Source organism: Rossellomorea vietnamensis NBRC 101237 (genome assembly GCF_001591825.1).
GTDB lineage: Bacteria > Bacillota > Bacilli > Bacillales > Bacillaceae_B > Rossellomorea > Rossellomorea vietnamensis.
In genome coordinates, this window is the sequence record NZ_BCVQ01000016.1 from 32,630 (window position 1) to 56,287 (window position 23,658).

General features: G+C 42.4%; 26 protein-coding genes, 1 pseudogene and 1 riboswitch. Of the genes and pseudogenes, 20 read left to right on the plus strand and 7 right to left on the minus strand.

Annotation, left to right across the window (positions count from 1 at the left end):
• The first annotated feature begins 204 nt into the window (after positions 1-204).
• Positions 205-381 carry a hypothetical protein gene (locus BVI01S_RS22745; RefSeq protein ID WP_167562111.1) on the plus strand — a complete coding sequence of 59 codons (177 nt, stop codon included), beginning with the start codon at positions 205-207 and terminating at the stop codon, positions 379-381.
• A 44-nt stretch (positions 382-425) separates the two neighbouring features.
• On the opposite strand, the gene BVI01S_RS10580 is transcribed toward BVI01S_RS22745, so the two are convergent.
• The gene (locus BVI01S_RS10580) at positions 426-1,577 is read right to left on the minus strand and encodes an aminotransferase A (RefSeq protein WP_034756139.1); all 1,152 of its coding nucleotides are present in this window, start codon (positions 1,575-1,577) and stop codon (positions 426-428) included.
• 131 nt (positions 1,578-1,708) lie between these two features.
• Here BVI01S_RS10580 and corA point away from each other — a divergent pair, with 131 nt between their 5' ends.
• The 4 genes from corA (at position 1,709) to queE (ending at position 4,807) form a co-directional block, all read left to right on the plus strand.
• A complete protein-coding gene (corA, locus tag BVI01S_RS10585; RefSeq protein WP_034756136.1) occupies positions 1,709-2,704 on the plus strand; it encodes a magnesium/cobalt transporter CorA in 996 nt (331 codons plus the stop codon).
• 119 nt (positions 2,705-2,823) lie between these two features.
• A riboswitch (PreQ1 riboswitch) is annotated at positions 2,824-2,868 on the plus strand.
• Positions 2,869-2,991: 123 nt separating this feature from the next.
• The gene (gene queC / locus BVI01S_RS10590) at positions 2,992-3,657 is read left to right on the plus strand and encodes a 7-cyano-7-deazaguanine synthase QueC (protein WP_061810122.1); all 666 of its coding nucleotides are present in this window, start codon (positions 2,992-2,994) and stop codon (positions 3,655-3,657) included.
• Positions 3,654-4,088 (plus strand): 6-carboxytetrahydropterin synthase QueD, encoded by a 435-nt coding sequence (gene queD, locus BVI01S_RS10595; RefSeq protein ID WP_061810123.1) that lies wholly within the window; start codon positions 3,654-3,656, stop codon positions 4,086-4,088. The genes queC and queD overlap by 4 nt, the downstream gene beginning before the upstream one ends.
• Positions 4,085-4,807: a 7-carboxy-7-deazaguanine synthase QueE gene (queE, locus tag BVI01S_RS10600; protein WP_034756129.1), complete on the plus strand. Its 723-nt coding sequence runs from the start codon at positions 4,085-4,087 to the stop codon at positions 4,805-4,807. Before queD ends, queE begins: the two co-directional genes overlap by 4 nt.
• A gap of 57 nt (positions 4,808-4,864) precedes the next feature.
• On the opposite strand, the gene BVI01S_RS10605 is transcribed toward queE, so the two are convergent.
• A complete protein-coding gene (locus BVI01S_RS10605) occupies positions 4,865-5,053 on the minus strand; it encodes a hypothetical protein (protein ID WP_034756127.1) in 189 nt (62 codons plus the stop codon).
• Between the two features lie 117 nt (positions 5,054-5,170).
• On the opposite strand from BVI01S_RS10605, the gene BVI01S_RS10610 reads away from it, so the two are divergent.
• Positions 5,171-6,091 carry a chemotaxis protein gene (locus tag BVI01S_RS10610; protein WP_061810124.1) on the plus strand — a complete coding sequence of 307 codons (921 nt, stop codon included), beginning with the start codon at positions 5,171-5,173 and terminating at the stop codon, positions 6,089-6,091.
• Between the two features lie 77 nt (positions 6,092-6,168).
• Here the strand turns inward: BVI01S_RS10610 and BVI01S_RS10615 are convergent, their stop codons facing one another.
• Both BVI01S_RS10615 and BVI01S_RS23315 read right to left on the minus strand, forming a co-directional pair.
• On the minus strand, positions 6,169-6,636 hold the full coding sequence (locus BVI01S_RS10615) for a YkyB family protein (protein WP_034756123.1): 468 nt from the start codon (positions 6,634-6,636) through the stop codon (positions 6,169-6,171).
• 243 nt (positions 6,637-6,879) lie between these two features.
• Positions 6,880-7,101 (minus strand): annotated as a pseudogene (locus tag BVI01S_RS23315) (hypothetical protein); the annotation flags it as partial.
• 213 nt (positions 7,102-7,314) lie between these two features.
• On the opposite strand from BVI01S_RS23315, the gene BVI01S_RS10620 reads away from it, so the two are divergent.
• The 6 genes from BVI01S_RS10620 to BVI01S_RS10645 all read left to right on the plus strand — a co-directional run bounded on the left by BVI01S_RS10620 (position 7,315) and on the right by BVI01S_RS10645 (position 13,111).
• A complete protein-coding gene (locus tag BVI01S_RS10620; protein WP_082804711.1) occupies positions 7,315-9,405 on the plus strand; it encodes a sensor domain-containing protein in 2,091 nt (696 codons plus the stop codon).
• 170 nt (positions 9,406-9,575) lie between these two features.
• Positions 9,576-9,794, plus strand: coding sequence for a hypothetical protein (locus BVI01S_RS10625; protein WP_034756121.1), 219 nt, complete (start codon positions 9,576-9,578; stop codon positions 9,792-9,794).
• 133 nt (positions 9,795-9,927) lie between these two features.
• Positions 9,928-10,695 (plus strand): 2,4-dienoyl-CoA reductase, encoded by a 768-nt coding sequence (gene fadH / locus BVI01S_RS10630; RefSeq protein ID WP_034756119.1) that lies wholly within the window; start codon positions 9,928-9,930, stop codon positions 10,693-10,695.
• A gap of 160 nt (positions 10,696-10,855) precedes the next feature.
• Entirely contained in the window at positions 10,856-12,079 is a 1,224-nt protein-coding gene (locus BVI01S_RS10635; RefSeq protein WP_061810125.1) for an EAL domain-containing protein, read from the plus strand.
• A gap of 73 nt (positions 12,080-12,152) precedes the next feature.
• Positions 12,153-12,392 carry a hypothetical protein gene (locus BVI01S_RS10640; RefSeq protein WP_224941420.1) on the plus strand — a complete coding sequence of 80 codons (240 nt, stop codon included), beginning with the start codon at positions 12,153-12,155 and terminating at the stop codon, positions 12,390-12,392.
• A 212-nt stretch (positions 12,393-12,604) separates the two neighbouring features.
• Positions 12,605-13,111, plus strand: coding sequence for a DUF3993 domain-containing protein (locus tag BVI01S_RS10645; protein WP_051758159.1), 507 nt, complete (start codon positions 12,605-12,607; stop codon positions 13,109-13,111).
• A 66-nt stretch (positions 13,112-13,177) separates the two neighbouring features.
• Here the strand turns inward: BVI01S_RS10645 and BVI01S_RS10650 are convergent, their stop codons facing one another.
• Positions 13,178-13,411, minus strand: coding sequence for a glutaredoxin family protein (locus tag BVI01S_RS10650; protein ID WP_034756114.1), 234 nt, complete (start codon positions 13,409-13,411; stop codon positions 13,178-13,180).
• Complete coding sequence (locus BVI01S_RS10655; protein ID WP_034756112.1) at positions 13,408-14,361, minus strand: MBL fold metallo-hydrolase; 954 nt, start codon at positions 14,359-14,361, stop codon at positions 13,408-13,410. Before BVI01S_RS10655 ends, BVI01S_RS10650 begins: the two co-directional genes overlap by 4 nt.
• A gap of 155 nt (positions 14,362-14,516) precedes the next feature.
• On the opposite strand from BVI01S_RS10655, the gene BVI01S_RS10660 reads away from it, so the two are divergent.
• Together BVI01S_RS10660 and cbpB are read left to right on the plus strand one after the other, a co-directional pair.
• Positions 14,517-14,762, plus strand: a complete 246-nt coding sequence (locus BVI01S_RS10660; protein ID WP_034756109.1) for a YkuJ family protein — start codon at positions 14,517-14,519, stop codon at positions 14,760-14,762.
• 155 nt (positions 14,763-14,917) lie between these two features.
• A complete protein-coding gene (gene cbpB, locus BVI01S_RS10665; protein WP_034756107.1) occupies positions 14,918-15,358 on the plus strand; it encodes a cyclic-di-AMP-binding protein CbpB in 441 nt (146 codons plus the stop codon).
• A 131-nt stretch (positions 15,359-15,489) separates the two neighbouring features.
• Here the strand turns inward: cbpB and BVI01S_RS10670 are convergent, their stop codons facing one another.
• Positions 15,490-16,215 (minus strand): sulfite exporter TauE/SafE family protein, encoded by a 726-nt coding sequence (locus BVI01S_RS10670; protein ID WP_034756104.1) that lies wholly within the window; start codon positions 16,213-16,215, stop codon positions 15,490-15,492.
• A 110-nt stretch (positions 16,216-16,325) separates the two neighbouring features.
• Between BVI01S_RS10670 and ccpC the strand changes: the two genes are divergently transcribed.
• From ccpC to BVI01S_RS10700, 6 genes are all read left to right on the plus strand, one after another.
• Complete coding sequence (gene ccpC / locus BVI01S_RS10675) at positions 16,326-17,204, plus strand: transcriptional regulator CcpC (protein WP_034756101.1); 879 nt, start codon at positions 16,326-16,328, stop codon at positions 17,202-17,204.
• Between the two features lie 95 nt (positions 17,205-17,299).
• Positions 17,300-18,007, plus strand: a complete 708-nt coding sequence (gene dapD / locus BVI01S_RS10680; protein ID WP_061810126.1) for a 2,3,4,5-tetrahydropyridine-2,6-dicarboxylate N-acetyltransferase — start codon at positions 17,300-17,302, stop codon at positions 18,005-18,007.
• A 118-nt stretch (positions 18,008-18,125) separates the two neighbouring features.
• A complete protein-coding gene (locus tag BVI01S_RS10685; protein WP_034756096.1) occupies positions 18,126-19,244 on the plus strand; it encodes an N-acetyldiaminopimelate deacetylase in 1,119 nt (372 codons plus the stop codon).
• A 234-nt stretch (positions 19,245-19,478) separates the two neighbouring features.
• Positions 19,479-21,878 (plus strand): DUF8725 domain-containing protein, encoded by a 2,400-nt coding sequence (locus BVI01S_RS10690; protein WP_156477324.1) that lies wholly within the window; start codon positions 19,479-19,481, stop codon positions 21,876-21,878.
• Positions 21,875-22,810, plus strand: a complete 936-nt coding sequence (locus BVI01S_RS10695; protein ID WP_034756090.1) for an ABC transporter ATP-binding protein — start codon at positions 21,875-21,877, stop codon at positions 22,808-22,810. The genes BVI01S_RS10690 and BVI01S_RS10695 overlap by 4 nt, the downstream gene beginning before the upstream one ends.
• A complete protein-coding gene (locus tag BVI01S_RS10700; RefSeq protein ID WP_061810128.1) occupies positions 22,807-23,658 on the plus strand; it encodes an ABC transporter permease in 852 nt (283 codons plus the stop codon). The genes BVI01S_RS10695 and BVI01S_RS10700 overlap by 4 nt, the downstream gene beginning before the upstream one ends.

Genomic DNA, 23,658 nt, shown 5'->3' on the forward strand with positions numbered 1-23,658 from the left:
TTCTATTACTAAGCATGAAATTGGAGATTAATTTCTCACTAACACCCCCTTTTCCTTTTTTTTATTGAACTAACTCAGTTAACTGCGTTAGTTCTTTTTTTTTGGATATTTGTCCATTGAATAGGACTTCAGATGAAGATGAATAATAAACATATGCTGATCGATTAAGCGGTTCAGCAGTTATAATAAAGGGGGAAATAAACGATGGCTAAAAGAACAAAGAAAAATGATCCGCAACAGAAAAATAAAAAAGGCTTTGATTCTTCAAAGATCAATGCTGAATTTGCCCATGAAATAGGGAGTGCAGCAACAAATAAAATCCACAACGACAAAGCGAAAAAAGAAAAAGCACCTAAAAATAATGGTGAATATAAAGGGTAATGAACAAAGAGGGACGGACCTTGATGCAAGGTCCGTCCCTCTTGTTAGGATTGAATAAAGGATTGAAGCCGGTCGAGTCCTTCTGCCAGTTGCTCCATGGAACAGGCATAAGAAAGACGGAAGTACCCTTCTCCAAGTGGTGAAAAGGCATCGCCAGGGACGACAGCCACCTTTTTTTCCTGTGCCAGGGCAAGGGAGAAATCAAATGAGCTTAACAGGACGTTATCGGGTATTTTCACGAAAAAGTAAAAGGCACCGTGGGGTTTGACGATTCCCTCAAATCCCATATCAACAAGTCTGTCGTATACATAATCCCTTCGTTTCTTATACTCTATCTTCATATCCAGGGCATCGTCTTTCCCGGCTGTCAAAGCTTCATAAGCCGCTTTTTGGGAGATGGACGAAGCACAGGACACATTATATTGGTGCACCTTCAGAAGGTGCCTTGAAATGGCTTCAGGAGCGAAGATCAGCCCGATCCTCCAACCTGTCATACTATGTGACTTTGATAATCCATTCACGATGATCGTTTGCTCTCTTAAATACTCTGCAATGGAATGATGTGAACCATCAAAGGTAAGTTCGCTATATATTTCATCAGCCAATACAAAAATGTCCCGGCTCTTGAATAATTCGGCAATTTCTTTCAGTTCTTCCTTTGATAAGCTGACCCCTGTTGGATTCGAGGGGTATGGGAGGATGATGCATTTGGTAGAAGGGGTCAGGCTGGCCTCGATCAATGCTGCATCTAATTTAAACTCATTTTGGGTAATGTCGATATGGACCGGATTGGCACCACATAGTTTGATGATGGGTTCATATCCAGGATATACGGGCCCTGGAAGAAGGCAGTCGTCATCCTGACAAAGGATTGTACGCAGGATCACATCGATTCCCTGGGACGCACCATTTGTGACAATGACTTCTGTTGCAGGATCATACTCTACATGATATTTTTCTTTGACGAATGAAGCCGCCGCTTCCCGTAATTCGATATATCCAGCATTGTGGGTATAAGACGTGAAATCTCCATCAATGGCTGCTTTTCCTGCATCTTTAATATGTTGAGGGGTTGGGAAGTCAGGCTGACCGATTGTCAGGGAAATCATATCGTCGATGTCTGACACCATGTTGAAAAATCGTCGTATACCAGAAATTTGTATGTCTCTGACCCTGGGGTTAATATGCTGTTCCAATATGTACACCTACTTTGATTGTTTGATTCATATTTTAACATTAAATTGAATGGTAACGCAGTGGTTTTGTTTGAATGGGAGAGAAATAGGGAAAGGATAAAAAATGAAAAAAGACAGTTAGGGAGAGCCATATGATCCGAACAAGTATAATTATGGAAAACGGGGAGATCCAAAGCGATGTTCCCTTATCAAGAATAAAAGAGAAAGATGTAAAATGGTATTGGGTCGATTTCTCTGAGCCTTCAAGCAAGGACATCAGACTGCTGAAGCTGTATTTTCGATTTCATCCCCTTGCGATTGAGGATTGTCTGGATGATTTCAGTCAACGTCCCAAGCTTGATTTTTATGATCAATACATCTTTGTGCTCATGCACGGAATCAATACAAAAACCCTTGATTCCCATGAGGTGAATATGTTTGTGAATTCAAGGTTTATCGTTACGTTCCATAAAGAACCTGTCAGTCAGTTAAATCAAATATGGGAAGAGATGAAAGAAGAAGGTGGCCAGCTCAGCCCGTTCAAAATCATGCATAGAATCGTCGACCGGCTCGTGGATGATTATTTTCCCCTTGTGTATAAGATAGAAGACCGCCTTAATACGATTGAAGACAACACGAATGAAGGAGCCGATAGTGATCTGATGGATGAATTATTTGATATCCGACACGATATGTCAAAGCTGCGTCGCACCCTCGTGCCGATGAGGGATCTATTGTATCGCATCAGTAATTCGGGCAGATTGAATGCCCTGAAGGAAGAGCAGCTATACTTCAATGACGTCTATGATCATTTAATAAAGCTGGTGGAAATGCTTGAATCTTATCGGGAATTCTCATCGGATATACGTGATAATTATTTATCGATCAATTCAGATAAAATGAACAACATCATGATGACATTGACTGTCATCACGACGATTTTCATGCCCCTTACCTTTATTGCAGGTTTATATGGGATGAACTTTGTCAACATGCCTGAACTCGATGAGCCCAATGGGTATTTCATCGTCCTGGGAATCATGGGACTCATTGCACTGATCATGTTTGGGTTCTTCTTGAAAATAGGCTGGCTGCGTTTCGGCTCGAAAAAAAGAAGGAAAAGGAGAAGGCTTCTCCGGTTAAAATAGTCATGCCCCTATGGCTTCCCGATATTTTCGGATAAATTGTACGTGAAATGTAGATTTTTTTGTGAAAAAACGTTATATTGGTTGAGGACAATAGAAGAAGAATTGGGTGACTGTATGGTACCCGAGAGGTTCTAGCACAACCCTCTATAAAAAACTAAGGAAAACGGCATCCTTAGGTGTCGTTATTTTTTTGTTAGTGGCAAACGTAAGCCTATATTATAGAGTCTGACAGAATCTCTTTCTTCTTTTCATGGCAGAAGCCTGTAGAAGAGAAAGGAGAACCTTTTATGAACACAGAGAAAGCGTTAGTCGTATTCAGCGGAGGTCAAGATAGTACAACGTGTTTGTTTTGGGCAAAGAAAGCATTTAATGAAGTAGAAGCAGTGACGTTCAATTATGGTCAGAGACATGTTGCAGAGCTTGACTGTGCGAAAGAAATTGCTGAAGATCTGAATGTACCACACCATATTTTAGATATGAGTTTGTTAAATCAACTGGCCCCGAGTGCCCTTACAAGAACGGATGAAGAAATTACCCATCTTGAGGGGGAATTGCCTTCCACATTTGTTCCTGGGCGAAATTTATTATTCCTGTCATTTGCGGGCATTTTAGCCAAGCAAATCGGAGCTAAACATATTGTGACGGGTGTATGTGAAACGGATTTCAGCGGGTATCCGGACTGCAGGGATATCTTTGTGAAATCTTTGAATGTATCCCTCAATCTTTCTATGGATGAACAGTTTGTCATCCATACCCCCCTTATGTGGATCAATAAAGCCCAAACGTGGGAGATGGCCGACGACTTGGGAGCATTTCAATATATTCAGGAAAATACCCTCACATGTTATAACGGTTTGAAAGGGAGCGGGTGCGGGGAATGCCCTGCTTGTGAACTGAGACAAAGGGGATTGGATGAATATACGAGTGGCAATAAAGGAGGAAAGGGATCATGATTCAACAGATATACCCTGTTCCCGATCACCCCTATGAATATGAATTAAATAAAGATATGCATTTTGCTGCTGCACATTATATTCCCCATGTGGAGGCAGGAAGCTGCCAGGAGGTTCATGGTCATACGTACTTTGCCAACATTACGATTGGTGGAGATCAACTAGATGATTCAGGATTCCTCATTAACTTCCAACATATAAAAAAACTCATTCATAAACGATTTGATCATACGTTGATCAATGAGGATGAACGGTTTTCTCCAGAAAGAGGGACGGAATTCCCAACGACGGAAGTAGTGGCGAAAGTCATGTGGGAAATCATCCAGGATCATTTAGACACGCTTCCCCACCGACCACAGTGTCTTCAAGTGTTCTTAAGGGAAACCCCTACCAGCTACTGTATATACAGACCAAAGAGGAAACGCTCATGAAGAAAATTCCCGTACTGGAAGTATTCGGACCAACCATTCAAGGGGAAGGGATGGTCATCGGCCAAAAAACGATGTTCGTCAGGACGGCAGGATGTGATTACAGCTGTGCCTGGTGTGACTCAGCCTTTACGTGGGACGGATCCGCCAAAGAGGATATCATGCTCATGACGGCAGAAGATATTTGGAATCGATTGCTGGAAGCGGGTGGGGATAGATTTTCCCATGTAACGATTTCAGGTGGGAATCCTGCCCTGTTGGCAAGTTTAAAGGAACTTATTGATATCTTAAAGGAAAATGGTATTGAATCTGCCCTTGAAACACAGGGAAGCCGTTGGCAGGATTGGTTTTATGATATCAGTGATTTGACCATATCCCCGAAGCCGCCAAGTTCCGGCATGGAGACGGACTTTGAGAGACTTGATGAAATCGTTGATCGATTAAGTGAGAATCGTTCACAGTTCAGTTTAAAAGTCGTGGTATTCGATGATCTGGATTTAGAATATGCCACACGTATCCATCACCGTTATCCCGGTGTACCATTTTATATCCAAACGGGCAATCCTGCCGTTGCAGAAGGTGACACAGCCAAGCTGGTGTCGGATTTGCTGTTGGATTATGAAACGCTCATAGACAAAGTGTGTGAAAGAAAAGATTTAAATCATGTTCGTGTGCTCCCGCAGCTCCATACATTGGTATGGGGGAACAAGCGAGGGGTGTAGGAAGAAAAGCGATTGATGGACTCCCATTCAATCGCTTTTTCTATTGGGGTGATCCACTTAAGCACGGGGGTCTTCATCTGCCTGATTCCGTCGCTTTTGCCCTTCAATATACGAAAGTTCATCCGGTTCATCCTTGCCATCTGCATTCTTCCCGAGAGCAATCAAAGGAAAATTATTCTGTGCAGGCAGAATATGATCAGTAATATCATCAAAATCAGGCAGGCCCCTGCCATCACGATCCGTCATAACAACACCTCCTCTCCTTAGTATGGATTAGGAATCCATTACTAATCAGTTATTTTTCCTGCTCGCATGTAAAGAAGTTCCTGGTTTGTTCGATATAAGTAGGGAAGGCAATTATGTATGGAAGGACGAAAACCATTGAATCAATCAAACGGAATACTTCTCGAAAGCGGTACAAATGAACTTGAAATCGTTGAATTCGAGGTTCAAAACAATAAATTTGGAATTAATGTCATTAAAGTGAAGGAAATCATCCAGCCGACTGCGGTGACACCGGTTCCCCACGCACACCCGCATGTAAAGGGACTTGTTCAATTAAGAGGGGAAGTACTGCCGGTGGTAGACATGGCGAGGGTGCTTGGGGCGGAAGAAGAGGAAACCACGAAATCAAAATACATTGTAGCTGAATTTAATCAGCAGAAGGTCATCTTTCATGTCCATAACGTCACTCAAATCCATCGCATTTCCTGGAATCAAATCGAAAAACCTTCAGAAATGTATTCTGGAGTCCATTCGGGGATAATCGGGGTGATCAAGCGGGAAGAAAGTATGATTCTTCTTTTGGATTTTGAGAGCATCATGCTCGAGATAAATCCTGAAACAGGAATCCGCGTTGATCAAGTGAAAAAATTAGGTCCAAGAGAGAGAAGGAACAAGAGAATTGTGGCAGCTGAGGATTCCCCATTACTTCGGAAGCTGTTGAATGACACACTGAGAGAAGCAGGGTATGAGGATGTAGAGTTCTTTGAAAATGGAGCCGATGCCTTTCAATACTTAGAATCCATTGTGGATGGAAATCAGGACGTGAAAGAAAGCGTACATCTTGTACTGACGGACATTGAAATGCCACAGATGGATGGGCATCATTTAACAAAAAGAATCAAAAATCATCCAAAGCTCAATACCCTCCCGGTTATAATATTCTCATCTCTTATTACAAATGATTTAAAGCATAAAGGCGAGATGGTAGGGGCGGAAGACCAGATCAGCAAACCGGAAATCGCTGAGCTCATTTTAAAGATCGATCAGTACATTCTGTAATCCAACTAAAAAGGGTTCTGACAAGTGTCAAAACCCTTTAGAGGATACATGCGTTACTGTACTAAAATCAGTGGGTATTAAAAGAAGCTGTCGCCCAATTTTTTGAATACAGGTTTTTGATATTGATTTTTTCCCGGTTTCCGTATCTGATCGGTATGATCTGACATTCCTGTATACTGTTCCAGAATTCCTTTTGCCTGTTGTAATCCCATTTTGCATTTCGGGTTACGCAGGCTTTGATCGAGTGATCCCAAATGTGGAAGCTCTTTGAAATCTTCCTTGGAAGGAGGGAGATGGAACGTATATTCTCCGCAATCGATCAAGACATCAGATTGTTGCTGACTGTTCTTTGGATTTTTAGAGAAGTGAAGTCCCACTTTTTTGGCCTTACCTTCCCTGATCATTTTCATTAACGCTCGTTTTTTTAATGAGTATAAGTATTTTGGGTTACCTGCTGTTTTCGCATGGCGATTCACAGTGAAAATAGCTTGAGAGAGGGTAATGACAGATGTGGAAGAAGGGGTGGATTTACTAGTGTTTCTCAAGTTATTGGCTCCTTTCTAGTGTATTCCTCTCTATTATACCCCCTTTCCCTATGATTGGAAAGGGTACCGAGGGGAGTTTATTGGTAAAGGTCAGAGGAGCTGCGATGGGGAATGCGGTGAGGCAGTACAATAAAGGCTCTACCTAAACAATGGAAGGTTAGGCGAGCCTTACGATTATCGTCCGGGATATATATTAATATTCTCAGTAAAGTTATTCGGTGAAGCTTGAAAACTGTTGACACCATAGGGTTGTGGGTAGCCGCCGGGATAAGGATACCCTCCGTAAGGCGGATAAGGCGGATAGCACGCAGGACCATAGCATGGTCTGTTGAAAAGCAAAGGACTGATGGCCAATCCTGCTAAACCTCCTGCTAAGAATGGTAATCCAAAGAATGGGAAGAAACGCTGATCGCCCCCTCTGTAAGGCGGATAGCTTCGATGTGGGTAATATGCATATTGGTACATAATTAAAGAAAACCTCCTCTCTCTAATTATTCTATGGTTCATGATCAACCTGCGCGCCTGTCCCGGATATAATGGGCTTAAGAGGGGGATATACGTTTCTCAACTAGTAGGAATATTCCTACAAGAATGTAGGAAAACCATGGCTGAGCTAGTAAAATGGAATCAGGATATATGATACAGATAAAAACATCAGCATAAAAGGATGACGAATCCATGAAATGGACAGACGATACCATCATCAGTCAAGATAAGAAGAACCTCGATACCGTCTTGAAGGAATTCATTTTAGACCATATCCACGATATGATCTTCATTATGAAGGTAGAAGAAGGTAACATTTTCAGGTACGCCTATGTCAATGAGTCTGCTAAAAGGTATACATCCATCCAACAGGAGGATATGGGGCGCTTGTTGGAAGATGTGATGCCTTTGGATATGGCACTCGACTTACAGAAGAGATATACGGAATTAGTGGAGACGGGTGAGTGCATGACCTATCAGGACACATTTCAAGCCATAAATGGAAATCATGTAGTGAATGAGTCCATTCTTACACCAATCATGAATGAATGTGGACAAGCAGAGTATGTCGTGTCCATTACACGGGATATTACATCTTCAATTGAAGAAAAGAGGAAATTGAAGAAAGCCAAGGAACGATACAAATCCATCATAGAACATAATCTGGATGCGATTTTTATTTTAGACTCACAAGGAGTCATTAAGGATTTGAATAGAGCAGGGTGTTTACTTTCAGGCTATTCAAAAGAGGCTCTCATCAACATGAATATCTTTGAATTAATGAAGGCTCAGAATCGTACGGGATTGCGTGATGCTCTTTTCCAAACGTTATCGGGGGTTCCGTCTTCCATTGATTATTGTCTTCTTGTAAATGAAAAAGGCGATGAAAGAATCACTCAATTGAAAATGGTCCCCATCCTGGTAGATCAAAAGTGTGACGGATGTTATATCATCGTGAAAGATATTACCAAGCATCATGAACAAAGTGAAATGATCCATTATATGGCCCTTCATGACCAACTAACGGGAATATGGAACAGGAAGGCCCTGGATGATCATATCCCCATGATCATTCAGAATATGGAAGAAAGGGGGGGAGAACTTTCCCTTCTATACCTGGATTTGGACCGGTTTAAATTTGTGAATGACACATTGGGTTTAAAGGGTGGCGACCGTGTCCTGAAAAGGATCACAGAGCGCCTGATCACTCTCACGAATGAGGAGTGCCTACTGTACAGGCAAGGTGGAGATGAATTTATCTTCCTCTTGAAAAACAGCAGCTTTGAAGTGACAAAGACAAAAGCAGAAGAGATCCTGACATTATTTATCGCCCCTTTTACAATCGATAATCAGGAATTTTATATATCGCCTTCCATTGGTATCAGTTGTTATCCTGCAGACGGCTATGATTCCAATTCCCTCATTCAAAAAGCCGCCCAGGCTCTCTTTGAGGTGAAAGAAAAGGGAAGGGCACATTATCGGTTTTACCAAACACATATGAAATCGAGTTTTCCAAACTATATCATTATGGAATCCCATTTGAGAAAAGCGATAGAAAAAGGCGAGTTGTATGTCCATTATCAGCCACAAGTCAATTTATCGACTGGAGCCATCGACAGCTTCGAAGCTTTGATTCGCTGGAATAATCGTAAATTTGGCTTCGTGTCACCTGCCCAATTCATTCCGCTTGCAGAAGAAACAGGACTAATTCATCAAATCGGTGAATGGGTGTTGGAGCAGGTTTGTATCCAGTTGCAAAAATGGAGGGACAAGGCGTACAGGTCGGTGCGGGTGGCCATCAACATTTCCCCTAAGCAATTTCTGCAAGAGCAATTGGTGGAAACCATCGATTTCTATTTATCCACGTATATGATTCCCGCTAGCTGCATAGAAATTGAAATTACGGAGGGAGCCATGCAAGATACTCAGCAAACCTTGAAAGTGCTGAAGAAACTGAAAGATCTTGGAGTGTTTATATCTGTGGACGACTTTGGTACGGGTTACTCTTCCCTGCATTATTTAAAACGATTTCCCATCGACGTATTAAAGATCGACCAATCGTTTGTCAAGGAGATTGGGATGAATCATAAGGACTCAGCCATTACGACTACGATCATCCATCTTGCCCACAGTCTGGGCCTGGAAGTCATCGCAGAGGGAGTGGAGCGCGAGGGTCAAGTCGACTTTTTGAAGAAGGCAAATTGTCAGAAGGCTCAAGGTTACTTTTTTAGTAAACCGATAGGGCCGAAAGAAATTGAGCAGCAGCAATTCGTCCTCATGTAAATACATCGTTCGGTTGTGCATGTGACACAGAGGATCACCTCAAATGTTTGACAGAGTAATTCCTATGACTTATTTTAAAGTGAGGAGAGTAATAGGTTCATAGAAGGACAAGGGAAGGATACATTTCCGAATGAATCACGGTTCCTAATGCTTTATGAAGGAGAGGGATTATGAAAAAGACAAAACGTATGGAAGTCCTCTTTCTCCCTACCGAAAGAGGAACGATCAGAGTGTATGTATACGGCTTTAAATCTCCTCGATCTTTAGGTCAGGTAGTTGTTTCATATAATGATGTTTCAGTTGAAGCAAAAGGATATAAGCGAAATAATACCATTATTAAGGCGCTTGCCCAGTTACACGAGCTCATCGTGAATAATCCGGATGGTTAACACGGCAGACTGATTTTTAAGAAAATGCTATTTTCTTAAAAATCAGTCTTTTTTTGAGGTAAACATGGTTGTATCGTATGGTTGTATGGTAAAATATGAGTGAGTATTCATTCATTACTAGGGGGAGTTACATATGGGAGAAGAACAAGTTGTCATCGTAACAGGCGGTTCGAATGGTATGGGGAAGTATATGGCAAAGCACTTCGTAGAAACAGGGGCAAGTGTCGTTGTTACGGGGAGAAATGAGGAAAGGCTTCAATCGGTGAAGGAGGAGTTCTCTTCTCTCAAGGGAAAAATCGAAGTCTTCCAAATGGACGTAAGGGAGCAGGAACATGTGAAGGCCATGGTTGAGTTTACGGCAGAAAAATTCGGCAAAATCGATGTTCTGATCAATAATGCAGCCGGAAACTTCATATGTCCTGTAGAGAAGCTCACTCCAAATGGGTGGAAGTCCGTTATTGACATCGTTTTGAATGGAACATTCTTATGTTCACATGCTGTCGGGAACTATTGGATCGAACATGATCAAAAGGGATCCATCATCAATATGGTGGCAACATATGCTTGGAATGCCGGAGCAGGTGTCGCTCATTCGGCAGCGGCAAAAGCCGGGGTTTTATCATTGACAAGAACCTTGGCCGTTGAGTGGGGTCATAAGTATGGTATCCGCACGAATGCGATTGCCCCGGGACCGATCGAACGTACCGGAGGAGCTGAGAAGCTGTGGATCTCGGAAGAAGCTGCCCAAAGGACCATCGACAGTGTACCATTAAAACGCTTGGGTACACCGGAAGAAATTGCAGGACTTGCCTTTTTCCTCGCATCAAATAAAGCTGCCTATATTAATGGAGAATGCATCACGATGGATGGTGGTCAATGGCTGAACCCATTTCCATTTTGATCTAACCCCTTCATAAAAAGCGCTAAACCTAAAGAAGCTTTCCCCATTCCTGTTCAGGTGACTGGAAAGGGAAAGCTTTTTGGGTTTTTCTTTTTTAATTCATCTGAATAGTTGTGTTATAATTATGCAAAAAAACATGAACGATGGCGGGGGAGTGCGAATGGACGCATTAGAGATACTATCCAATATAGAAAAAGTGATTCCGTACTTTCAACCGATCTTCAGTGCAGATGAACATAAGATCATCGGGTACGAGGTATTTGGAAGAATGAATATGGGGAATGATGGGGTCGAAAGCCTTGGCCCATTCTTCGGTGACGATGAGATACCTGATGAATATAAAATGGAAGTGGATGAACGTGTCACACGTCTTGCACTGGAAAAATTTTTAGCAGAAAAACAAGAGGGTTACATATTCTTGAACCGGAATGCCAGGTTACTAATGCTGGATCATGGTGAGTCCTTCCTTGAGCTTCTCCTGGAATATGAAAAGAAGGGGTTGGACTTAAGCCGGACAGTAATCGAATTGTCAGAAAAAACGTTTGTAGGGGATTTTGATCAATTGGTCCATCTTCTCCTTTATTACAAAACATATGGAATAAAGATTGCCATCGATAATATCGGTGGTAACAGTGGTCAATTGGACCGGCTATCACAGTATTCGCCGGATATACTGAAAGTGGATTTATATCAACTTCGTAATGATGCCGGGAATAAAGTGTATAAAGATATTTTATATAGCTTATCGATGCTTGCCAGAAAAATAGGGGCATCCCTTTTGTTCGAAAATATCGAAATCAACTACCAGCTCCAGTTTGCCTGGCTGAATGGGGGCAGGTATTACCAGGGCTTTTATCTGAAGCATCCTTCCGACTCCTTTTTCGAACCGGACCTGTTAAAAGAAAAGCTGAAAGAAAAATGCCAGGACTATATCCGATATGAAAAGAAGCATCTGGAAGCAGGCTATGAATTCGCTGATGTCCTTCATAAAGAGATCAGTCAAAAACTGATGACTCTAAAGAAACAAACGGTGGAATTTGATGAATTGCTTTTTGAAGTGGCGAGGCATTTTACGGATAAATGTTTTCGGGTTTACATTTGCGATGAGAATGGGTTTCAAGTTACGAGTAACGTCGTGAAATCCGATCAAGTTTGGACGATTGAACCAAGGTACAAAGGGAAAAATTGGAGCTGGCGCCCGTACTTCCTGGAAAATATCATCCGGATGAGAATCGATAAAAAAGGTTTGCTATCTGATATTTACAGTGACATTGATTCTGGAGAATCCATCCGTACGTATTCCTACCCGTTCGGAAATGGACTGTATCTCTTCATGGATCTCTCGTATGAATTTTTATTCGAAGAAGACGGTTTGCTTTTTTAACATGCATTTCTTGAATAGCCACCTCTTGTTGGGACAAATTATTCTAAAGGACATTTTGTAAGGAGGGGCTATTTTGAGTATATTTATGATTGTGCTTGCGTTGATTGTTTTGGCGCTTGCTGGTTATTCACTTGTGTATACCTTTAAACTAGCGGGGCAGGAAAAGCGGTTGAAGGGTGATTTTGATACGGACATTCCCGACGTCGTTAAGGAGCACCCGTTCATCCGTAATCCCGTGTTTTTATCCATCCTGATTGGGACCATTCTGATTACATTATTCATCATATATTGGTCGATACGTTATTTATCATAATCATTGAAGGATGCTGCATGAACATCATGCGGCATCCTTTTTTGGTTAAATGTTCCACCAAAAATCGTGTTTGAGTGCCACTGACAGGGGGAATTTTACAATCAAACCAAAAAATATGTCAGTCATTGTTGGGATTTAACGACAAAATGGTATCCCATCGACATTTTTCCATTGCTACAATCATTTTATCTATAGAAAAGGAGTGAATATACATGGGGAAGAAAAAATTATCGCTATTATTTTTCATTTTAGTTCTTGTAACAGCCGCCTGTGGACAAGCGGGGCAAATACAGGCATCCGGGTTCACGAAGGACAATGCCTTATCCCTTGTAAAGGAAGCTTTCCAAACTCAAGTATCCTTGAGTGAAAAACCACAATCGAAGAATCAAATCGAGGAGAAACTCTCACAGTATCTTACACATAGTCTTACAGCAGGTTTTATGAGTGAAAACGTATATGAGGTAGACGGTGGGTACATCACATTCGGCTCTGATTTCGCCTCGCACTACGTACCATATTTCCATTATGATGATAGCACAAGGGCACAATACATAGATGGGAAATGGTATGTCTGGGAAGAAAGAACAGAAGATGAGGAGGGGCCGGTATCCAGTACTAACGGCATCGAAGCCGTGGTTTTGAGTGAAGAAGAAGGAACTTGGAAGGTTTCCTCGATTACGTATGAATTACCGGGATCCGTTCAACCAACACACGAATAGGTTAAGGTGGCCCGGAGATGCTTTGAGGATGAAAGCATCTCCGGGCCACCTTTTTAGGAGAGGGGATTATTTGTTTAAGGCAGCAGACAGGGCTTCCAGGTTGAAACCTGAAATAACTTCCGAATCGATGGTGACGGTGGGAGTGGAATAAGACTTCAATTGATTGATAAGATAGTTTCTTGCTTGCTCGTCATTTTTTATGTTGATTTCTTTATAGTTCACCTGATGTTCTTTCAAGAACATCTTGACCACTTCGCAGGGTGGGCATTCGGGTTGTGAATATAGTATGACTTCCTTCATGATGAACGGTCTCCTTTTTGTTTTATGAAATAATCTACGATTCCCATTGCAGAAACGTTCATATCCAACTCCAACAATGAGAAAATAGGGTTCTTTGGATCGATCCCTTTTTGCACCAATTCCCTTCCTGTCAGGTCAATCAGTGCTGAGGTGATGGTTCTTACATTCTCCTCCATTGTAACATGGGAAGAATACTGTTCCTCACTCTTTTTTAGAAAAAGATCCAACCACTTTTCTACTTCTGAAAGGGCAAAGGATACTTCTTCGCTTACCCCGTAATGGCCAAAATACAACCGATCGAGATGAAGGCTTCTATACAGGCGAATGGAGGTCTTCATTTTTTCGGGATCAAATTGATTGGGAGAGGTGGAAGGGAAATAAAACCGCTTCGATCCTATGGTGTATTGAATTCCACATGTGTCGCCGGTGAACATCCCCTTTGAAGCGGAATCAAAGATACTGAGATGATGTTCTGCATGTCCCGGGGTATGATAGAACGTAAGTGTACACGTATCACTGAGATGGAGCTTTTCCCCATGATCAATCACCAGGATCCTCTCTTCGGGAATCGGTGCAATCGGGTCGAATAGTTCATCGAATTTTTCACCATAAACCGCTCTTGCTCCCGAAATTAAACGGGTGGGATCAATGAGATGACGCCTTCCTTTCGGGTGGACGACAATCCTCGCGTTTGGACACTCTTTTAGAAAAAGACCTGCTCCTCCAGCATGATCAAGATGGATATGGGTTAAAATTATGTATTGAATATCTTCAAGATTAATGTTTAACTTAGAGAGACCTTTTTTTAGATGAGGGATTGAAGGACTGGCGGATGTTTCGATTATGGTCAGCGCCCCTTCGTGTATGATATAACTGCCTGTGCGTTCCTTTAAGGATAAATCCATTAGGTCAACTAATGATATTCGGGAATCTATACGGTAAATACTCATCGAATCAATCCTTTCAGTGAGAGAAGATAGTAGTCACCTTTCATTATAAAGGAATTTATGCAGAAAAAGGACAAAACATTAGATTTCACAGGATAGAATCTGGTACAATGCAAAAGCTATGACCAAGAATTAGAACAGGAAAGGAGAGAGTGATTATGTCTCAGCTTCTTGGAATTATACAAAGATTAAAATCATTACAAGAACAAGGTGAACAAGGGGAAACTCAACAACGATTTTTTGAATACAATGGTAAGAAAATCTGTGAGGTGAAGTATCTTCCCAAGCAGGATACATTCGAAATTGAAGTCATGAATGAAAAAGGAAACAGCTTTCCTTTTGATAACATAGACATTACAGCCATTGAAATTTTCGAACTTCTACAGGAAGCCCAACAAGATTAAAACAAGCAAAAGGTAACCATACGGTTATCTTTTTTAGTCTTTAAACCGATCGTTTTAACATACATTTTTCTTCCAGTATGTTAAAATGGGAGGTGTCAGTTTCTTTTGTCTGTAAGCGTCAAGCAAATTCTTATTGATTGAATGAGGGGTTATACATGATTTCATTGAGTAGCAAGGAGTTATTAGAAACGAATATTAAGGACTTCATTATTCCTTCTGAGAAGGTGGCTCACGTTCAAGTGGGTAATTCCCTGGAACATGCGTTACTATTACTCACAAAGAGCGGTTACTCAGCCATCCCTGTCCTTGATCCAACATTCCGTTTTCAGGGGTTGATCAGTTCCAGTTTAATTACCGATTCAATTCTAGGTCTCGAACGTTTTGAGTTTGAAAAACTTGAAGAGAAAAAGGTAGAGGAAGTCATGACGACAGATTTTCCGATCATCTCTTTACAAGCAGATTTCAAGAAGGCTTTGGAATTATTAGTCGACCACCCATTCTTATGCGTGGTGTCCGACGATGGCTATTTTGAAGGAATCATGACAAGAAGAGTTGTATTAAAGCAACTTCAACGACAGCTGTTTAAAAGGGATTAAACCCCTTAAGGCAGTTACATACAGGAAAAATGGTAGAGGATGGCACACTTGTCATCCTCTTTATTCTTTCATTAAGTAAGATAAAACAGTTTCGGATCGCTTCACTTTTTTTAGCCGTTCCATGGACCTTCTTAAAAGAACAGATTCTTGCCGAGCTGCACGATCAGAATGAATGTCAAAATGTTTAATAGTATCTTGAGATGTTTCATAGAAAGCCTTGCTGCCAGTCTTACAGCCAACTGAGCACCTATGAGGGCCCCAAAGGCAAACGGAACGGCTGCACCCCATTCGACGTGTCCATTTTGAAAATAGACTGTGAATGCCCCTAAACAACTGACAAAGGTTTGAAAACGGGTAAGGGCCACTGATTTTATATAAGACAGTCCATGAAATAAATGTGTGAACATAAGCATCGTTGCCTGCCCTGGTCCGAACAATCCGTCGTACGTACTGATAACATACAGAAGCCCGTAGACCCTGTACTGTTTCTTTGTCCTTTCCTTTGGCTGGAATCCCTTCAGCAGGCTTAATGCCAGGGCAAAGAGAAGGAAGAAGAAAGCCATCCATTCAAGGAGGGAAGGGGATATTTTATCCGACAGAAAGGCCCCCGACAGCCCGCCGGCGAGTGCTATGGGAAGGATGGGCAAAGATTCCTTCCATGTGATTTTCCGGTCCCGCACCAGGTAAATGAAACTCGAAAATGAACTGATGATATTCGAGAACTTAGCCGTTGCAATCGCGGTATGAATCGGTAACCCCAAAAGGAGCATGACGGGCATACCGATCAGACCGCCGCTTCCGGCAAGCGTACCGATAAGAGCCACAATCAAACCAGTGAAAAACAATATCACTTCCATTCGTACCACACCTCTTTTCTATCTACTCTCAGTGTATTCGACTTCAGCTAATAATGAAATTTTATAAAAGTTAAGATATAATATAAGAAAAACTTATGTAGGTGAACACAATGGCATTTTCGGAATATCAGCTGCTCCATGTACTTGCCCAGGAAATGAATATGAGGAAAGCTGCTGAAAGGTTATTTGTATCTCAGCCTGCATTGTCCCAGAGACTGCAGACGATTGAGAAGGAATGGGGGACGAAATTATTTATCCGATCCCAAAAAGGCCTTTCACTGACACCAGCCGGAGAACTTGTCGTGAATCTTGCAGATGAGATGCTGCAGAAGGAAGAGAGTGTGAGGGAACGTATTCAGGCCCTTGAGTCTGAAGTGCACGGAACGTTGAAGATCGCCTGTGCCTCGATTGTAGGTCAAAACTGGCTTCCGAAGGTTCTTAAGCGTTTTGTGGAGACCTATCCACATGCCAAGATTTCTTTGATGACCGGATGGAGCAGTGAAATTCTTAAAGCCATTTATGAAGATGAAGTGCATATCGGGATCATCCGGGGCACTCCGGACTGGAAAGGGCCGAAACACCATTTATTTCAGGATACACTGTACTTGGTCGATAGAGAGATCCAGTCCATCGATGAAGTCATGAAAACGGATCGGCCATTTATCCAGTTTAAAAGTGATTCGAATTATTATCAGGAAATTCAAGATTGGTGGCATCGTCAATTCCAGACCACTCCGAAGCGGACGATCGTGGTGGACCAAATTGAAACATGTAAGCAGATGACTCTAAACGGGATCGGCTACGCCATACTGCCAGCCATCACGTTGGACGGCATGGAAGAAAATATTTATAAGATACCCCTCATTGATGAGCACGATTCACTCATCCACCGTGACACCTGGTTACTTGGTTACGAGTCTGCCTTCCAATTACGACAGGTGGAAGCATTTCTAGAAGTTGTAAACGGATTCATACATGAAAACTCATAGGATTCAACGATATGGGTTGTCTTCCACCCTTTAATCTGATAAAGTAATTCAAGAAACGAATTCTGAATTTATACATAATTACGGAGGGAATTTTCATGAACATGATGGATGCAAACGAAATTATTTCTTTTATTCAAAGTAGTACTAAATCGACTCCAGTAAAGGTTTATGTGAAAGGTGATCTGGATGGGATCAACTTCGGTTCCGCCCAAACGTTCCTTCAAGGGACATCAGGGGTTGTTTTCGGAGAGTGGAGTGAACTTTCTACTATTCTTGAAGAGAATAAAGATAAAATTGAAGACTATGTAGTGGAAAATGATCGCCGAAATTCTGCGATTCCTCTTCTTGACCTTAAAGGCGTAAAAGCCCGTATCGAACCGGGTGCCGTTATTCGCGACCAGGTCGAAATCGGTGACAATGCTGTCATCATGATGGGGGCCATGATCAATATTGGTTCTGTAGTAGGAGCAGGAACCATGATTGATATGAATGTTGTACTCGGTGGACGTGCAACGGTAGGTAAGAATTGTCATATCGGAGCAGGTGCTGTGCTTGCAGGAGTCATTGAACCGCCATCTGCTAAGCCTGTGGTTATTGAAGACGATGTCGTCATTGGTGCCAATGCCGTGGTCCTCGAAGGTGTAACGGTCGGTAAAGGGGCTGTTGTGGCAGCCGGAGCGATTGTCGTGGACGATGTTGCCCCATACACGGTTGTTGCCGGGACCCCTGCGAAGAAGTTGAAAGATATCGATGACAAAACAAAATCAAAGACAGAAATCAAACAAGAATTACGTCAACTGTAATCCATTCGATCATAGAAGATAGAAGAAAGAACGGACGATCATCCATCGTCTGTTCTTTTCTTGTAGATTCCAGTTTTCACAATCCATCATTTTAGTTTTCCCTTAAAGGAGGATACCCATGTCGACAGTAGACTTTAAGGCAATCAGGAGAGATCTTCATCAAATTCCTGAACTTGGGTTTCAAGAGTTTAAAACGCAAGCATACTTACTGAATTATATGAGCACACTCCCTGCAAACCGATTAGAGATCAAGACTTGGAAAACGGGCCTTTTTGTTAAGGTTCACGGTACAAGGCCAACGAGGATGATCGGGTACCGTGGGGATATTGACGGACTGCCGATCCAGGAGGAAACGGAGCTTGAATTCCCTTCTTCACATGAAGGGAAGATGCATGCCTGTGGACATGATTTTCACATGACGATCGAGTTGGGGGTCCTCACCTATTTTGTTCACCACCCAATCGAAGATGACCTTCTCTTCATTTTCCAGCCGGCAGAGGAAGGGCCTGGTGGCGCAGAGCCGATGCTCCAAAGTGAAATCATGAAGGAATGGAAGCCGGATTGTATATTTGCCCTGCACATTGCCCCTGAATATGAAGTGGGGACGGTTGCCGTTAAAGAGGGGCTGCTGTTTGCCAATACGTCTGAACTATTCATAGACTTTAAAGGGAAGGGTGGACATGCTGCCTACCCCCATCATACAAAGGATATGATTGTCACGGCTTCCTCCTTTGTCACCCAAATGCAGTCAATCGTCTCAAGGAACGTTGATCCTTTAGACAGTGCGGTCATCACAGTCGGAAAAATGGAAAGTGGTACGGTCCAGAATATCATTGCAGAAACGGCACGATTGGAAGGGACCATCCGTACCCTCTCACTACAATCGATGCATAGTGTAAAAGAGCGGCTGGAAGCATTGATCGAAGGAATGAGAATCAGTTATGACTGTGAAATCGAAGTGAGTTATGGCAGCATGTACCGGCAGGTCTTTAATGATCCCAAGTGGACAAATCACTTTATGTCTTTCCTGCGTGAAACCAACCGGGACCTTGTCATCTGCAAAGAAGCGATGACTGGGGAAGACTTCGGTTATATGCTTGAGGAAATACCCGGCTTTATGTTCTGGCTTGGTGTCGACTCCCCATACGGCCTCCATCATTCTAAATTAAACCCGAACGAAGATGCCATTGACTTTGCCATCACTCTTCTAACGGATTATATCGGTTCATTAAAATAATCTCTCTTAATCACGGGACGTATCCAGGATACGTTCCGTGATTTTTTTGTTTTTGACCGGCACAAACGAAAATACTTTTCATTCATTTCAAAAACAGTCTTGCGAATAGGTGAAAATAGTGTAAAATTACACTTGGGAAAGTGGGTAATTAAGGAAAAAATAAAAAAAGAAACTTTTTCCTGTTACATTTCGTCTATGTTTTAGAGAGAAAGAGAAAGAGAAAGGGGAATGCATGTGAATAGGTGGGGGAAAGTATTATTCGTTGTGTGTTTAGGCATACTGATGTTCCTGTTCATAGAGGACACAACATTGGCAAAAGGACAAATAAAAATTTCAGTGGAAGAAGGAATCGATGGAAAAGTAAAGGAAGGCCGGGGATTTCCTCTTAAAGTCACCGTAGAAAATACAGGTTCAGATTTTAAAGGAGACCTTTTGTTTGATTATGCGCCATCCTATCAGACAGGGGGAGCGAGGGCATTATCCATTGATGTTCCTGCCAACTCCGAACGTACATACACATTTTCCATTCCAGGTTTCAATGATGAAATCAGACATAATTCAAATCTTCAAACCATCCATTTGTTCGAGGGGTCATGGGAAAATGGGAAAGAAGTGACATTCAAAGGGGATAAACGCTTAACACCTAATTTCATTTATACCAATAATACAACCATTGGATTATTAAGTGAGAATCCTGATCGATTGAAAGGGATCAAGGGCTCGACCATGGGAGGTAACAGGGTAGAGGCGTTGACACTATCAAAGGATACATTTCCTGAGGAACAGGGCGGTCTTCAGATGTTTGATTATATCGTCTTAGACCAATTCAACGTAACGGGACTCAGTCAGGAACAACAGGGGGTTCTGAAGAGCTGGGTTGAAAATGGAGGGGTCCTATTTATCGGTGCTGCCCCTCATCTGGAAGATACACTTGGGTCAGTAGCCGACATGGCTCCTCTTTCACAACAGGAAGAAGCGACACTTTCCGATACGTCATCCTTTAATGTAAAGAAGAACATCAAGGCTTCATTCAGCTCATTATCCGTCTTTGAAGGTAAAGTGAAGCAAGAAGCGGAAGTAGTGGCCGAACAAGGGGGTATCCCAATAGTTGCAAAGAGCGCAAGAGGTCTTGGGGAAGTGTGGCAAACGACTTTTTCATTGGGTGATCCTGCTTTGAACGAATGGGAAGACTATGATGAGTGGTTTGCAAACATGCTTTCTAAAACAGAACCCTATTTCTTATTGGGCCAGAACAATGGTGACCAAAGTTTTCTTGAGAGAATTTATTATGAGGTGGCAGATAGTAACGAACTCTTCCCCTCGACAAATTTTAAAGTAAGCACATTAGTCATCATCCTGTTAATATACTTGGTCATCATTGTGCCGATACTTTATTTCTTATTAAGAAAAATGGATAAACGTGAACAGGCATGGTGGATCATCCCTGCCATATCGATCCTTGTCTCGTCGGGAATATTTATAACAGGAGCCAAAGACAGAATCTCAAAGCCTCATTTGAATCAGATGAACATCTTGAAGGTGGAGGATGATAGGAGTGCCCATGGGATTTCTGCCTTCACCGCCCTTTCCAACACAGGGGGGGACTATGACTTTGTTTCAGACAGAAATCATCTGGAGCTTACACCGGCAAGGATGAGAAATAATCCGGGTGGAGGCAATCAGTATAAATTCGCCGTTGAAGAACTGAACAAAGATCAAAGAACGATCACGTTCAGGGATGTCGAGTACTGGTCGACGAGAACCGTTTTGGGCACCGGCGAAAAAGAGGACCTGGGGAAATTCATCCCTGAATTAAATATGAAGGATAAGACGATTTCGGGTACGATTCAAAATGATTTCCCTTACGATTTCACCGATGTATATATTTGGTCCGGATCCCGGATTTACCGGGTGGGTGAAGTGAAGGCAGGGAAAACACTTAGTGTCGATAAGAAGCTTTCCACCGACTATCTATCATCGCCGATTGGTAATCCCAATATGTCGGCACCGTTCCCGAATCAACAAAGCATGAAGCAGCAAAAGAAGGAACGCTTGGAAAACTTCGCATCACAAATGATTTCTTCCGATAATGAAACAAATTCTCCCGTCATTTTTGGATATACGGAAGCTGAGGTTTTCGATATGAGCATTAAGAATAAAGTATCAAAATCGGAAAATTTCTCGTTGCTTTATCAGCATTTTCCTTCTCTAGGCACTTATAAGGGAGCCTTTACCCTTCGGAGTGAGCAGCTTGACCCTGATGTCAAACCTGTAGATGGGCAAATCATCGAGCATTATTCCCATAGTGGTGCAGATGAAATGGGGCTTGAAGATGGAACGTATGAAATGACCATTCAACTTCCTAAACAAATCGATTTATCAAAGGTCGCTCTTCATTCTTTAAATATGACTCTTCATTCGGGAGGGGTCCTAAAGTTCTCACTTGTAGAGCCCTATACCGGTGAAAAGTTCCCTCTTGAAGAGACATCTGCAGGAGCTTTAGAAGTGAATGAGAATGTGAACAACTATCTGAATGGCAATGGAGAAATCGTTTTTGAGTTTGAAAAGCGTTCTCAAGGGGATCCTTTCGTTCGTCTTCCTGCCATTGTATTGAAAGGGGAGGTACAACCATGATCGAAATCCACAACTTATCCAAACGATATGGGTCATTTCTGGCCCTGGACGACCTGAATCTATCCATTGATAAAGGGACCGTATTTGGGTTTGTCGGTCAGAACGGGGCAGGCAAGTCCACGACATTTTCCATACTGGCCACCCTTTTGGCTCCTACGAGCGGAACGGCCACTGTGAATGGATTCAATATTAGTAAAGAGCCTAAATTGGTCCGGAGACAAATTGGTTATATGCCCGACTTCTTCGGTGTGTATGATCAATTGAAAGCGGAAGAGTATCTTGATTTCTATGGTGCAAGCTATAAGATCCCGGCTGACCAGAGAAAAAAGCTCATCCCTCAGCTGTTGGAATTGGTGAATCTTACCCATAAGAAAGATTCCTATGTGGACCTGCTGTCAAGGGGAATGAAGCAGCGTCTGTGTTTAGCCAGGTGCCTCATTCATGATCCGGAGGTTCTCATACTCGATGAACCGGCATCGGGACTGGATCCGAGGGCAAGAATCGAGATGAGGGAAATATTGAAGGAATTGAAGAAAATGGGTAAAACGATCTTGATCTCGTCCCATATCCTTCCTGAGCTCGCAGAAATGTGTGATGAAATCGGGGTCATCGATAATGGAAGGCTTGTGGCCCACGGTTCTGTTGCGGATATCCAATTTCAACTTCAGGCAGATAAGTTGATCGTGGTGAAGGTGAGGGGATTAGTAGAAAGTGCCGTGGCATTTTTTGAAGATGATCCTTTTGTGTCGAAGATCGAAGTGAATGAAGAGGACAGAACTCTTCAATTTCTCTATAAAGGGGATGAGACCGGACAAACAGAATTACTCAAAAAAGCCATTCTGAATGACATTCCCATCTTGAGTTTCAAAGAAACAGAGACGAACCTCGAGGATGTCTTTATGGAAATCACGAAAGGAGTGACCCTTTCATGAAACAATTACTCATCAATCCCATGTTGAATAAAGAATTCAAGCTTCGCTTCCGTTCATTTAAAGCGTTCATCGGAATGTTATGCTACCTGATTGCCGTAGGGATCGTGGTGATCGGCTTCATTTATATGCAAACCAGATTTTCCAATACGGGCTATTTTCGCCCGGAAGAGAGCAGGGTGATGTTTATGATTCTCTCATTCTTGCAACTTGCTCTCGTATTATTCATCACCCCGGGTTTAACGGGAGGCGTGATCAGCGGTGAAAGAGAGAAACAGACGTTAAGCATGCTGCTGACGACAGAACAAAGCTCCATGAGCATCATCCTGAGCAAGCTCGTTTCATCCGTTTCTTACTTGTTATTACTTGTGATATCAAGCTTGCCCTTATACAGCTTTGTTTTCTTATTCGGAGGCGTATCTCCTTCCGATTTACTCACTGTGTTTGGATACAGTTTGTTTCTCGTCTTTACATTTGGTTCGATCGGCGTGTTTTATTCAACGGTCATAAGGAAAACGATTGTGTCCATGGTAACGACCTATGCGACGGTTCTATTTCTGGTCGGGGGGACGTTGTTTCTCTTCATGCTTTCCATGGCTATCGGTAACGGTCCTTATCAGAATCAGACCACTCCGGTTCCGTATCTCATCGCCATGTTCAATCCTGCCATTGTCATCATGGGGCATTTTGAACCGATGGCGATTGATGAAATTTATTCACGCAGCGGGATCACGTTTCCGCTCTGGATCTCATTCATGATCATCTATTCAATACTTGCCGTGATTTCCCTGTCATTAAGTATTATGAAGCTGAGACCGAGCATGAAGGTGAAGAGTACAAATAAAGGGTGA